Source organism: Kitasatospora sp. NPDC034023, assembly GCF_055575795.1.
Genome location: NZ_JBVIRY010000005.1, coordinates 206,913 through 219,821, shown reverse-complemented (window position 1 = coordinate 219,821; position 12,909 = coordinate 206,913). Strand labels below are relative to the sequence as shown.

General features: G+C 73.8%; 13 protein-coding genes. 9 read left to right on the top strand and 4 right to left on the bottom strand.

Features of this window, described 5'->3' with window-relative positions:
- Positions 1–103 precede the first annotated feature (103 nt).
- The gene (locus ACZ52R_RS10095) at positions 104–712 is read right to left on the bottom strand and encodes a putative glycolipid-binding domain-containing protein (protein WP_465615021.1); all 609 of its coding nucleotides are present in this window, start codon (positions 710–712) and stop codon (positions 104–106) included.
- A gap of 187 nt (positions 713–899) precedes the next feature.
- On the opposite strand from ACZ52R_RS10095, the gene ACZ52R_RS10090 reads away from it, so the two are divergent.
- The 6 genes from ACZ52R_RS10090 (at position 900) to ACZ52R_RS10065 (ending at position 7,474) form a co-directional block, all read left to right on the top strand.
- The gene (locus ACZ52R_RS10090; protein ID WP_465753292.1) at positions 900–2,180 is read left to right on the top strand and encodes a cytochrome P450 family protein; all 1,281 of its coding nucleotides are present in this window, start codon (positions 900–902) and stop codon (positions 2,178–2,180) included.
- 226 nt (positions 2,181–2,406) lie between these two features.
- Positions 2,407–3,360, top strand: a complete 954-nt coding sequence (locus ACZ52R_RS10085; protein ID WP_360497715.1) for a DUF4331 family protein — start codon at positions 2,407–2,409, stop codon at positions 3,358–3,360.
- Between the two features lie 199 nt (positions 3,361–3,559).
- Positions 3,560–3,925 carry a hypothetical protein gene (locus ACZ52R_RS10080; RefSeq protein ID WP_465615018.1) on the top strand — a complete coding sequence of 122 codons (366 nt, stop codon included), beginning with the start codon at positions 3,560–3,562 and terminating at the stop codon, positions 3,923–3,925.
- A 223-nt stretch (positions 3,926–4,148) separates the two neighbouring features.
- Positions 4,149–5,246: a sugar ABC transporter substrate-binding protein gene (locus ACZ52R_RS10075; RefSeq protein WP_465753291.1), complete on the top strand. Its 1,098-nt coding sequence runs from the start codon at positions 4,149–4,151 to the stop codon at positions 5,244–5,246.
- Positions 5,247–5,405: 159 nt separating this feature from the next.
- Entirely contained in the window at positions 5,406–6,191 is a 786-nt protein-coding gene (locus ACZ52R_RS10070) for an ATP-binding cassette domain-containing protein (protein ID WP_360497724.1), read from the top strand.
- Positions 6,188–7,474 carry a sugar ABC transporter permease gene (locus ACZ52R_RS10065; protein WP_465663659.1) on the top strand — a complete coding sequence of 429 codons (1,287 nt, stop codon included), beginning with the start codon at positions 6,188–6,190 and terminating at the stop codon, positions 7,472–7,474. Before ACZ52R_RS10070 ends, ACZ52R_RS10065 begins: the two co-directional genes overlap by 4 nt.
- A gap of 138 nt (positions 7,475–7,612) precedes the next feature.
- On the opposite strand, the gene ACZ52R_RS10060 is transcribed toward ACZ52R_RS10065, so the two are convergent.
- Positions 7,613–8,173: a TetR/AcrR family transcriptional regulator gene (locus ACZ52R_RS10060; protein WP_465615014.1), complete on the bottom strand. Its 561-nt coding sequence runs from the start codon at positions 8,171–8,173 to the stop codon at positions 7,613–7,615.
- Between the two features lie 141 nt (positions 8,174–8,314).
- Here ACZ52R_RS10060 and ACZ52R_RS10055 point away from each other — a divergent pair, with 141 nt between their 5' ends.
- Positions 8,315–9,148, top strand: a complete 834-nt coding sequence (locus ACZ52R_RS10055; RefSeq protein WP_465753290.1) for a patatin-like phospholipase family protein — start codon at positions 8,315–8,317, stop codon at positions 9,146–9,148.
- Between the two features lie 198 nt (positions 9,149–9,346).
- Here the strand turns inward: ACZ52R_RS10055 and ACZ52R_RS10050 are convergent, their stop codons facing one another.
- A complete protein-coding gene (locus ACZ52R_RS10050; RefSeq protein WP_465753350.1) occupies positions 9,347–10,183 on the bottom strand; it encodes a helix-turn-helix transcriptional regulator in 837 nt (278 codons plus the stop codon).
- Positions 10,184–10,328: 145 nt separating this feature from the next.
- Here ACZ52R_RS10050 and ACZ52R_RS10045 point away from each other — a divergent pair, with 145 nt between their 5' ends.
- Positions 10,329–10,583, top strand: coding sequence for a hypothetical protein (locus ACZ52R_RS10045; RefSeq protein WP_465753289.1), 255 nt, complete (start codon positions 10,329–10,331; stop codon positions 10,581–10,583).
- Here the strand turns inward: ACZ52R_RS10045 and ACZ52R_RS10040 are convergent.
- A complete protein-coding gene (locus ACZ52R_RS10040; protein WP_465753288.1) occupies positions 10,542–11,741 on the bottom strand; it encodes an RNA-guided endonuclease InsQ/TnpB family protein in 1,200 nt (399 codons plus the stop codon). The genes ACZ52R_RS10045 and ACZ52R_RS10040 overlap by 42 nt on opposite strands.
- Before the next feature lie 301 nt (positions 11,742–12,042).
- Here ACZ52R_RS10040 and ACZ52R_RS10035 point away from each other — a divergent pair, with 301 nt between their 5' ends.
- Complete coding sequence (locus ACZ52R_RS10035; protein WP_465615010.1) at positions 12,043–12,900, top strand: NAD-dependent epimerase/dehydratase family protein; 858 nt, start codon at positions 12,043–12,045, stop codon at positions 12,898–12,900.
- Positions 12,901–12,909: the final 9 nt, after the last annotated feature.

Below are 12,909 nucleotides of genomic sequence, written 5' to 3'. Positions count from 1 at the left end.
GCGCTTGGGGCGCAGGCGCAGGCGCGGGGGCGGAGGGGGCGCAGGTGCGGGGAGTGGGAAGTCGGCCGGGCCGACTTCCCGCGTCCGGTGGGGGCGGCCGGCGTCAGGCGATGCGGTGGGCCAGGCCCGGGTAGTCGACGACGAGGCCGTCCGGGTCCAGCAGCAGGTCGGCGTGGTAGTCGCCTGACGTGTAGCGGACGGTGGCGCCACCGTCCTCGTGGCGGCGCAGGTGGGTGTAGGTCTGGTGGGAGGGGAGGACCGCGAGGTCCGGTACGCGGATCCAGGCCATCAGGAGGCTCTGCTCGCCCGGGCCCCGGTGGAGGGCGTGGCGCAGGACGGGCGGGGTGTTGGTGAGCGGGGACAGGCCCAGGTCGCAGTCGAGGGCGCCGGCGAGGTCGGGGCGTTGGCGCCCGTCGACGCTCCAGCGGCCGGTGGCCTCCTCGCGGCGCAGGTCGAGGGTGCGCACGGCGCCGGACGTGTGGGCGGTGACGTGCATGCGGCGGGTGGTGAAGTCCTCGCCGGTCTCGAGTTCGTAGGTGAGCCAGTACGGCGCGGGCTCGGCGGCGGCGACGCGCCCGCGGGCGGTCAGGGCGGTGGGGCCGAGGTCGACCCAGGCGGTCTCCAGGCCCGCGCTCTCGACGACCCGCCAGGTGGGCGTCGCGGCACGGCTGTCGGTACGGCTGTCGGCGGGGGCGTCGGTGCGGCTGTCCATTCGTGCACGGTACGCCGGGCCGGCGGCCGCTGCCGCCCTGGGCCTGCGTCACCTCTCGCGTCGCGCAGGCCCTCTCGACGCGGGCGCGCCCGGGGCCGCATCCTCGTCCGGGGGCGCGGCCGCGCGGCCACGCGTCGTCACCGCACCCGTCACCGCACCCGTCACCGCACCCGTGGAGGAGCCCCCCGTGGACCGTCTCGTCCTGGACCCGACCGGCCGTGACCGCGACGCCGAGACCGCCGAGCTGCACGCGCGCGGTCCGGCCACGCCCGTCGACATCCTGGGGGTGCGGGCCTGGGCGGTGGCCGACCCGGCCCTGCTGGAGGAGCTGCTCAAGGACCCCCGGGTCTCCAAGGACCCCCTGCTGCACTGGCCGGCCTTCGCCGAGGTGGTCCCCACCTGGCCGCTGGCGCTGTGGGTGAGCGCCCGCAACATGTTCACCGCGCACGGCGCGGACCACCGCCGCCTGCGCCGCCTGGTGGGCACCGCGTTCACCGCCCGCCGGATCAGCGCCATGACCGCACGCGTCGGGCAGCTGACGGACGCCCTGCTGGACGACCTTGCGACGGCCGGCCCGGACACCGTGGTGGACCTGCGCGAACGCCTCGCCTACCCGCTGCCCATCCGGGTCATCGCCGAACTCCTCGGCCTGCCCGACGACTTGAAGGACCGGTTCCGCACCACCGTCGACCGGGTCTTCGACACCACCCTCACTCCCGAGGAGTCCGGGGCCAACACGGTGGCGTTCTACACCATGCTGGACGAGCTGATCGCCGCCAAGCGCCGCGAGCCGGGCGAGGACATGACCTCCCTGCTGATCGCCGCCCGCGACACCGACAGCGAGAACGGCGACAGCGGGAACGGCGAGAGCGGCGGCGAGGGCGGCGAGGGCGACGGCAGTGCCCTGACCGAGGAGGAACTGCGCGACACCCTGCTGCTGGTCGTCTCGGCCGGCTACGAGACCACCGTCAACCTCATCGACAACGGCATCGCCGCCCTGCTCACCCACCCCGAGCAGCTCGCCCTGGTCCGCGCGGGCAAGGCCGGCTGGGGCGACGTCGTCGAGGAGGCGCTGCGCCGCGACGCCCCCGTGGCGCACCTGCCGCTGCGCTACGCCGTGGAGGACATCGAGCTGCCCGGCGGGACGACCATCCCCCGGGGCGAGGCGATCCTCGCCTCCTACGCCGCCGCCGGACGCCACCCCGCCCGCTACGGCGACAGCGGCGCGGACTTCGACGTCACCCGCCCGGCCAAGGACCACCTCGCCTTCGGCCACGGCCCGCACTTCTGCATCGGCGCCCCGCTGGCCCGCGTGGAGGGGCAGACCGCGCTGCGCAAGCTCTTCGAACGCTTCCCCGACCTCGCCCTCGCGCCGGGCACCGAGCTGCGGCCCGTCGAGTCGATGATCTCCAACGGGCACCACGCCCTGCCGGTCCTGCTCGGCGAGCAGGCACTGCCGGCCCTCTAGAACGGCCCTCCGGAGCGGCCGTCCGGAGCGGCCGTCCGGGGCTGCGCTAGTCCGCGCGGAGCAGCGGGCGGGCCGGGGGCGGGCGGGCGTGTTAGCAATGGCCGCAGGGGTGGGGCCATCCGTACGAAGCACCCGACGCACGCACGTACACACGCCAGCACGCACACGCCAGCACGCACGCGCACGCGTTCACGCGCACGTGCGCACTCGAAGCGGGAGACCCGTCTTGTCGCACCATCTCAGCGGACCGAACCTGCGCTCGCCCGACGGCGACGCGCGCCTGGACCTGACCGACCTGTTCGCCTTCGCCTCGCCGCAGGCGGGCCGGACCGTGCTGATCATGAACGTCAACCCGGTCGCGCCGACCGGCGGGCAGGCCTTCCACCCGGAGGCGGTGTACCGGATCAACATCGACACCGACGGCGACAACCGGGCCGATCTCGCCTTCAGCTTCACCTTCTCCGAACCGGTCGGCGGTGCGCAGACCATGACGGTGCGGCGCGCCACCGGCGAGGGGGCGCGCGGGCACGAGGCGACGGGCGAGCCACTGGTGTCGGGTGCGCCGGTGAGCTTCACGGACACCCCGGCGGTGGTGGAGGCGGGCCCGTACCGGGTGAGCGCGGGGCTGCGCAGCGACCCGTTCTTCGCGGACCTGGACGGCATCGTGCACGAGTTCCGGTGGACGGGGGTGGACTGGGGCGCGGACAAGAACGTGTTCGGGATCGTGCTGGAGGCGCCCGAGGCGGAGTTCGGCGACGCGCCGCAGATCGGGGTGTGGGCGCGGGTGAGCGTGCGCAAGGACGGGCGGCTGGTGTCGGTGGACCGGGGGGCGCACCCGTCGCTGACGGCGTACTTCAACGAGGAGGACGTCAAGGACGCGTACAACGCGGGTGAGCCCGCCGAGGACTGGCAGACCTACCGTGCGCCGTGGACGGCCAAGCTGCAGCACTTCGGCGGGTACACCACGGAGGCGGCCGAGGCGCAGCTGCGGCTCGTGCTGCCGGACATCCTGCGCTACGACCGCACCCGTGCGGCCGGCTATCCGAACGGGCGCACGCTGAGCGACGACGTCACCTCGGCGCGGCTGTCGATGCTCACCGACGGCACGGTGCCCACCGATCACATCGGCCCGCACACCGACCTGCTGCCCGCGTTCCCGTACCTGGGCCACCCGCACTGACGCACCCCGCGCTGACGTACCCCGCGCTGACGCACCTCGCGCTGTGCAGGCGTCGCCGAGTACGCCGGTCAGGGGCGTGTGGCAAGGCGGCGCGCCCCTGTCAGATGTCAGGGACCGCCGCGGCCGGTGCGTTCCTAGGCTGACGGGCACCGGTCCGGTCGATCGCCGGGCCCCGCACCAGCCAAGGGAGAACCACCCCATGCGCAGGATCACCCACGCCCTGGCCGCCCTCGGTCTCGCCACCGCCGCCCTGACCGCGATGGGCACCGGCAGCGCCGGCGCCGCGGACGGCTCCTGGGCGAACTGCCCGTCCGGCGCGGTCTGCGTCTACCCGCAGAACCAGGACCCGGCCGTCTCCCCCACCGACGTGTACTGGAGCTACGGCGCCCACAACCTGAGCAACCAGTACGGCAACCACTGGGTGCTGAACAACCAGACCGGCGGCGCGCACGCGCACCTGTGCCGCGGTTCGGGCGGCGGGGACTGCGTCTACGACATCGCGGCCCAGCGGGGCGTCTACTACGACCTGGGTCCGATCAACTCGATCACCCTCGACCGCCCCTGACGGGCGGTCATCCGAGCGTCACCGCAAGCCGGGGGTGCCCGCCGCACAGGGGAGCGGCGGGCACCCCCATTTTCCCGGGTCTTCACCGGGGCGTGTTCATGAAGATGACGAGTCGAGGTGGATTCCGGGCAGTCTGGTTCTACTTATTGACGCCATGTACACGCTCAGGTTAACTCCCCCCACCCCGCCGCAGAGCCGCGGCGGCCCAGGGAGAGGCACCCGTATGAATGTCGTACTGCGTCGCGTCCTCGTCTCCACCACCGGCCTCGCGCTGGCCCTGTCCATGACCTCCGCCTGCGGGAAGGCCGGTGGCACCAAGAGCGACGCCACCTCCGCCGGCGACTCCGGCACCATCGGCCTGCTGCTGCCCGAGAACGCCTCCTCCGTCCGCTACGAGTCCTTCGACAAGCCCTTCATCGAGGCCAAGGTCAAGTCCCTGTGCGGGCAGTGCAAGGTGCTCTACAACAACGCCGAGGGCAGCGCGGCCAAGCAGAAGCAGCAGTTCGACACCCTGCTCACCCAGGGCGTCAAGGTGATCATCCTCGACCCCTACGACGCCAAGTCCACCGAGGGCTGGGTCCAGGAGGCCGCCGCCAAGGGCGTCAAGGTCCTCGCCTACGACCGCCTCGCCGGCGGACCGATCGCCGCCTACACCTCCTTCGACAACGAGAAGGTCGGCGAACTCCAGGGCCAGGCCCTGCTCGACGCGCTGGGCGCGCAGGCCGCCGACGCCAACATCGTCATGATCGACGGCGACGAGGCCGACCCCAACTCCGCCCAGTTCAAGTCCGGCGCCCACAAGGTCCTCGACGGCAAGGTCAAGAAGGTCGTCTACGAGCAGTCCGGCCAGTGGAGCCCCACCGTCGCCGGCCAGAAGATCTCCGCCGCCGTCACCGAGCTCGGCAAGAACGGCTTCCAGGCCGTCTACTCCGCCAACGACGGCATGGCCGGCGCCATCATCACCCAGCTCAAGGGCGCCGGCATCAAGGTCCCCGTCGGCGGCCAGGACGCCGGCCTCGACGCCGTCCAGCGCCTCGTCAACGGCGACCAGGCCTACACCATCTACAAGGCCTACAAGCCGCTCGCCGAGACCGCCGCCGAACTGGCCGTCGACCTCCTGCAGGGCAAGGACGTCAAGACCGTCGCCACCGCGAGCGTCGACAGCGCCACCGCCAAGAACATCCCGGCCAAGCTGCTGGACCCCAAGGTCGTCACCAAGGACAACATCGCCGCCACCGTGCTGGCCGACGGCCTCTACAAGGCCTCCGACATCTGCACCGCCGACTACGCCGCCGCCTGCGCCGCCGCGGGCCTCAAGTAGCCCCGGCCCCTTCAGGAACGCCTCCTCGGGAACGCCTTCTCAGGGACGCCTCCTCGGGAACGCCTCCTCGGGAACGCCTCCTCGGGGACGCCTTCTCGGGAACGCCTCCTCGGGAACCCGAGCAGCCCCTGCCCCAGCCCACTCCAAGGTGGTTCACACGTGACAGGCGCACCCGTCCTCCAGCTGCGCTCGGTCTCCAAGCGCTTCGGTGCCGTCCAGGCCCTCACCGACGTCGACCTCACCGTCCACGCCGGCGAGGTCCTCGCCCTCGTCGGCGACAACGGCGCCGGCAAGTCCACCCTCGTCAAGACCATCGCCGGCGTCCACCCCGTCGACGGGGGCACCGTCACCTGGCACGGCGAGCCCGTACGCCTGGCCCGCCCGCAGGACGCCGCCGCCCTCGGCATCGCGACCGTCTACCAGGACCTCGCGCTGTGCGACAACCTCGACGTCATCGCCAACCTGTTCCTGGGCCGCGAGAAACGCCGCCGCGGCCTGCTCGACGAAGTCGACATGGAGCAGCACGCCCGCCGCCTCCTGGACACCCTCGCCATCCGCATCCCCGACGTGCGCACCCCCGTGGCCGCCCTGTCCGGCGGGCAGCGCCAGGTCGTCGCCATCGCCCGCGCCCTGGTCGGCGAGCCGTCCCTGGTCATCCTGGACGAGCCCACCGCCGCCCTCGGCGTCGAGCAGACCGCCCAGGTCCTCGACCTGGTGGAACGGCTGCGCGAGCGCGGCCTGGCCGTCGTGCTGGTCAGCCACAACATGGCCGACGTGCGGGCCGTCGCCGACACCGTCGCCGTACTGCGCCTGGGCCGCAACAACGGCGTCTTCCCCGTCGCCGACACCACCCAGGAACAGATCGTCGCCGCCATCACCGGCGCGAGCGACAACGCCCACGCCCGCCGCAAGGCCCGCCGCAGCGAGGAGGCCGACGCCGCATGACCACCCCCGAAGCACCCGTCCCCACCACCGCCTCCCCCGCGCCCACGGCTTCCCCCGCGCCGGGCGCGCCCGACCCGCGGCTGCACGCGCCCGCGCAGGGATGGGCCGGGCACCTGGAGGCCGTCCGGCGCCGCCTGGCCACCGGCGAACTCGGCTCACTGCCCGTCGTGGTCGGCCTCGTCGTGATCGCCGTGGTCTTCCAGTCCGTCACCCACCACTTCCTGCAGGCCGACAACCTCACCAACATCAGCCGCTTCATCGCCGGCCCCGGCCTGATCGCGGTGGGCGTCGTGTTCGTCCTCATCCTCGGCGAGATCGACCTGTCACTCGGCTCCGTCGCCGGCGCGAGCGCCGCGATGGCGGCGGTGCTGACCGTACGCCAGGGCCTCAACGAATGGGTCGCGATCCTCCTCGCCCTGGCCGCGGCCTGCGTCATGGGCCTGCTGCACGGCCTCTTCTTCGCCCGCGTCGGCGTGCCCGCCTTCGTCGTCACCCTGGCCGGCATGCTCGCCTGGAGCGGCCTGCAGGAGTACGTCCTCGGCGACGGCGGCACCGCCAACAACCGCCACGACGGCGTCATCGCGAGCCTGGACACCACCTTCCTCGGCGACGGCGACATCGCCTACGCCTGGGCCCTGGCCGTCCTCGCCCCCGCCCTCTACCTGCTCGCCCACCTGTACACCGCGCGCCGCCGCCGCGCCGCCGGCCTCACCGCCCGCACCGGCGCCGACACCGCTGTACGCGCCGGAGCGCTCACCGTCCTCACCCTGGCCACCGCCTACGCCCTCAACCAGGACCGCGGCCTGCCGCTGTCCCTGGTCGTACTGCTCGGCACCGTCCTCGCCACCGACTTCGTACTGCGCCGCACCCGCTACGGGCGGCAGGTCTTCGCGGTCGGCGGCGGCGTCGAGGCGGCCCGGCGCGCCGGCGTCGACGTCGCCCGGGTACGGATCTCGGTGTTCGTGCTCTCCGCGTTCCTGGCCGGCCTCGGCGGCCTCTTCTACGCCTCCCAGCAGGGCTCCGCCGACAAGCAACTCGGCAGCGGCAACGTGCTGATGAGCGCCATCGCGGCCGCCGTCATCGGCGGCACCAGCCTCTTCGGCGGCCGCGGCAAGACCTGGTCGGCGCTGCTGGGCATCCTGGTCATCCAGTCCATCACCACCGGACTGGACATGGTCCACGCCGCCCAGGCCATCCAGTACATGATCACCGGCGCCGTCCTGCTCGCCGCCGTCGTCCTCGACTCCCTCACCCGCCGCACCCGCGCCACCACCCGAAGGTAGGTCAGCCGGCCGCGCCGCGTGCCGGGCCCCGCCGCCCCACCGAGGCGGCGGGGCCCGGCACGTGCGTCTCCGGCACGTGCGTCTCCGGCGGGACGCCGGGCGGGACGGACGCCGCATGGCACCCGCGCGATGGGCGGGTCACGACCCCAGCAGGTCGGCGAAGCGTTCCAGGGCCCGGTCGGCGCGCTCGCGGTCCCCGGTGGTGGTGAGGTCGAACAGCAGGCCCCGCAGGACCGCCATGACCAGGGTGGGGGTGGCGGTGTCGCCCTCGCCGTCGGCGACGTCGCGAAAGGCGGCGCCCAGGGTGTCGAACCAGTCGGTGACGGCCCGGGCGCGGTCCGGGTAGTGCTCGGGGTGGGCCAGCCCGTCGGCGTGGACTTCGAAGAACAGCCGGACCAACGGGGCGCGTTCGGGCGCGCTGAGCCACGCCCAGATGCCGCGCAGCCGCTGCGCGGGCGTGCCCGCCCCCAACGGGGGGCATCCGGCCAGGCGCGCCGCGCCACGGCGGCGGGCCTCGGCGAGGACGGCGGCCACCAGTTCCTGCTTGCTGCCGAAGTCGTAGAGCAGCATGCGCGGGCTGGTGTCGAGGGCGGCGGCCAAGGGGCGCAGGCTCAGTCCGGCCAGCCCGTGGGCCAGGACGTGGTCGGTCGCCCCGGCCAGGGTGCGCTCGCGGCGGGCGGGGTCGGCGGGTCGTCCCACGGCGGTCGGTCCTTTCTCCGGGGCCCGGTGACGGCTGGTCGGCACCGGGTGGGCACTGCTGGACGAGTTTATGGTACGACTGTTTCAAGAACGGCGGGGGTCGCCGTGACGAAGGGGGAAGCCATGGGGAACGGGGTCGCTGTGACGGACGGTCACGGCCTCGGGCGGGCGCTGGTGCTCGGGCCCGGGGGCCGGCTGGGCATGGCGTGGACGGCCGGGCTGGTGAACGGGCTGCGCGAGGCCGGAGTGGACCTGGGCGCGGCGGAGCTGACGGTCGGCACCTCGGCCGGGGCGATCGTGGCCGCGCTGCTGGCCACCGGACAGGACCCGGGCCGCATCGTGGACCCGCAGCACCGGTCCCAGGGCCCGGCCCGCCGGCCCGATCCGGCCGTCACGGGCGAGGTGTTCGCCGTGCTCGGCCGGGGCCTGGATCCGGCCGAGGCGCGCCGCCAGGTCGGGCGGATCGCGCTGGCGAGCGCCGGCGCCGAGGCCGAAAGCGACCTGCTGGCCCGCCGCGAGGCCCTGATCGGCGCGCCCGACTGGCCTCGCCGACGGCGCCTGCTGATCACCGCCGTGGACGCGGACAGCGGCGAGGAGCTGGTGTGGACGGGTGCCGACGGTGTGCCGCTGCTGCGCGCGGTCGCCGCCTCCAGCGCGTTCCCGGGGGTGGAGGTGCCCGTCACCCTGCCCGGCGGCCGCCACGGCATGGACGGCGCGCTGCGCGCGGGCACCAACGCCGACCTCGCCGCCGGGGCCCGCGCGCTGGTCGTGGTCGAGCCGCTGGCGCACCGCCACCCGCCCACCGACCTCACGCCCTGGCCGTCGGCCGTGGCGCTCGCCCCCGACGCCGGGGCGCGGGCGGTGCTGGACTCCGAACGGCCGGACTGGGACACCTGGGTCGGCGCCTACCGGGAGGGCGTGCGCCAGGGCGGCGAGGCTGCCGAACGGGCGGGCGCCGTCTGGGGATCCGTCTGACCGGGGCGCAGCGGACCGCGAGGCCGGCCATCGTCCCCGTGCGCCCTCGTCTCAGCGCACCTTCGCCGCGATGAGCCTGCGGGTCTTCGGTCGCCGCGATGAGCCTGCGGTCTTCGGTGCGGACAGCCGGAGCGTGGTGCCGCCCCTGCCGGACGACCCTCACCGGTGGCGGCGTCGCCATGGGAACCGGTCAGGGCCTCAGGCGGGGGCGGGGGCGCCGACGACGCGCAGCAGGTCCAGGCGGGAGGCGCAGTCGCTGCCGGGGGCGGCGGTGTGCACGAGCAGCAGTTGGTCCTCGCCGCCGGCGGCCAGCACCTCGCACTCCAGGTCCAGCTCCCCCACCACCGGGTGCAGCACCCGTTTGCGGCCGCTGCGCCGCCGGGCGACCTCGTGGCGCTCCCAGTGGGAGGTGAACTCGTCGCCGGTGGCGAGGAGTTGCTCCAGCAGTTCGGCGGCGCGCCGGTCCCCGGGGCGGGCGGTGCGGGCGGCGCGCAGGGCGGCGACGTGGGCGCGGGCCAGGTCCTCGTGGTCCTCGGGCGGGAACAGTGCCCGGGTGTGCGGTTCGGTGAACCAGCGCAGCAGCAGGTTGCGCTGCCCGGGCGGCAGGGCGCCGGTGTCGCCGAAGACGGCGGCGGCCATCGCGTTCTGCGCGAGGACGTCGCCGAGGTCAGAGACCACCTGGGCGGGCGTGTCGTGCAGCCGGTCCAGGATCAGCAGCAGCCCCGGCCGCACGTGCCCGAGCGGCCCGTGCCGGCGCGGCGGCTCGTGCCCGGCGAGGCGGAACAGGTGGTCGCGTTCGTCCTCGCTGAGACGCAGCGCCCGCGCCAGGGCGGCCAGCAGCTGCGGCGAGGGCTGCGGCCCGCGCCGCTGCTCCAGGCGCGCGTAGTAGTCCACCGACAGGCCCGCCACCTGCGCGACCTCCTCGCGCCGCAACCCGGGCGTGCGGCGCCGCGCCCCGGGCGGCAGCCCCAGGTCGGCGGGGGCGAGCCGGGCCCGGGTCCGGGTGAGGAAGTCGGCCAGCGCCGCGCGATCGATCATGCCCCCAGCATGGCGCGCCGGGCGGTATGTATCCAGGGACCGCCGATCCCTGGCCCGCCGGGCCGCGCCTCCCCTACGCCGACTCGCCCCACCGATAGCGTTCCGGTCGTAAAACTCCCTGCTACGAACGGATGGTGACGATATGTCGGACGAGGCGAAGCGGCGCATCTTCACGATGCTGGACAGCGACGGCGACGGCACGATCACCCGCGACGAGTACCTCGCCCGGGTCGACCGGGCCGCCTCGGCCTTCAGACGCGGCCCGCAGGACCCGCTGGTCGCCACGGCCCGCGCGACCCACCAAGAGGTCTTCCGGCAGGTGACTCCTCCTCCGGCGGGAGCCGGGGGCTTCTCGCTATACCGGTACGGCTTCGCGACGGGCCAGCCCGGCCCGTAGAACGTTGGTGGCTCCCACTGTGTCGGCGTGGGCCTTGTGGCCGCAGGCGACACAGTGGAAGGTCTCCTGGGTGGGCCGGTTCTCCACTGTGATGTGCCCGCATGTGGGACAAGTCCGGGAGGTGTTGCGGGGGTTCACGGCGATCACTTCCCGTCCGGCGCTTTCAGCCTTGGCGGTGAGGATCGTCAGGAACACCCCCCATCCGGCATCGTTGATCGACTTGTTCAGCCCGGCCTTCGCCGTCGCACCGTTGGGCAGGAAGCCGCCCGGCCGGTCGGGGTCGGGCCTTGGCGCGGGGGTGCGCACCATGTTGCGGACCTTGAGGTCTTCGTGCGCGATGAAGTCGTGCGCACGGACCAGGCCGAGGGCGGCCTTGTGGGCGTGGTCAAGCCGTTGACGGCGGACCTTGCGGTGCAGGTCGGCGACGCGCTGAACGGCCTTGCGGCGGCGGTTGCTCCGCTGCTTGCACCGGGACAGGGCATGCTGCGCGGCTTCGAGCTTCGAAGCGGCCTTCCGGCCATGGCGGGGGTTGGGTACGAACCCGCCATTGGAGTCGGCGAGGAAGTTTGCTATGCCCATGTCGATGCCGACCGCGCTGCCCGTCGCCGGCAGCGGCTCGGGCGCGGCCTGCTCGGCTGTCAGCACCACATACCAACGCTTGCCCTCGCGCTTGACGCTGACGGTCTTGACCCTGCCGACTACCGGACGGTGCCGGTTCACCCTGACGTGCCCCACGCCCTGGAACCGGACCCGGGTCACGGGGTCGCATGGGGTGGAGTCCCACCAGCAGCCGTCGCCGTCCTTGGGAAACTCCACAGTGTCGAACCAGCTCACACCCCGAAAGCGCGGGTAGCCGGGTGTGTCACCAGACTTGACCCGGCGGAAGAACGCGGCGAACGCCCTGTCCAGGCGGCGGAGCGTCGCCTGCTGCGAAGAGAACGACCAGCGGCCCTGCCGCTCCGCGTCGAACGCCCGGATCTCCTTGAGCTGCACGGACTGCATCCCGTACGTGACGCTTGCCTTCGACGGGTGCCGGTAGGCGCCGCGACGTTCCTGCAACGCCCCGTTGTACAGCGAGCAGTGATCCCGCAGCATCTCGCCGAGCGCCTGCGCCTGGCGCACGGTGGGCCGCAGGAGGAACTTGTACGCACGAATCATTCGGCCCACCCCCTTCGGTCGGTGCCATCAACATAACTCGCCCCACTGACAACACGCAGAATTCCGGCTCTCCGCGCCCCCGGCAATGAACTCGCTCCCCTCCCCAGCTGAATCCGGGGATACTCGCGCAAGATCAGGGATGGAGGAGTGGATGGCGGCTGGCTGACCACTCAGGCCCGATCGCCCGGGCCCCAGCCAGGGATCGGCGGTCCCTGGATCGGGAGGTCTCTGGCGGGCCTGCCGCGCCGCGGACAGGGTGGTGGGTGTCGGAGGACGGCAAATTCCCTGGAGGAGACGGGCGATGGCGACAATCCTGGTGACGGGCGCGACCGGTTCGGTCGGGAGCCGGCTGGTGCCGCGGCTGGTGCGGTGGGCCGGGGCGGACGGCTCGGCGGTGCGGGTGCTGGTACGCGACGCGGCGAAGGCGGCCGTACTGGCGGGGCCGGGCGTGGAGGTGGTGGTCGGCGACCTGTGCGAGGAGGCGGACCGGGCGCGGGCACTGGACGGGGCCGAGGTGGTGCTGAACGTCGCGGCGGCGCTGCGCGGGGTGCCGGAGGAGACGGCGTGGGCGGTCAACCGGGACGCGGCGGTGGCGCTGGGCCGGGAGGCGGCGAAGGCGGGGGTGGCGCGGTTCGTCCACACCAGTACGAACCTGGTGTACGGGCGGGGGCTGGGACGCCCCGCGGTGGAGGACGACCGGCCGGCGCCGGATCCGGCGTGGGGGGTGTACGCGGCGTCCAAGGCGCAGGCGGAGGCCGGGCTGCGCGCACTGGGCGACGAACTTCCGCTGGTGGTGGCGCGGTTGGCGTTCGTGTACGGGGAGGGCGATCCGCATCTGGCGCAGTCGCTGCAGTGGGCCGCCGACTGGCCCGCGCACCAGCGCCTGGCGGTGGTGCACCACGCGGACGTGGCGCAGGCGCTGTGGCGGGCGGTGTCCGTGCCCGGGATCGAGGGGCGTACGTACAACGTGTGCGACGACGCGCCGCTGACGGCCTGGGACCTGCACGCGCTCAACGGCCTGACACACCCGGGCGGTTCGCCGGATGCGCCGTTCGACCCGTGGGAGGGCCAGGTGTCGACGGCCGCGGCGCGCCGGGACCTGGGCTGGCGGCCGCTGTACCCGTCGGCGTGGGCGGCGGCCGAGGCCGGGGCGCTGTAGGGGCCGGGG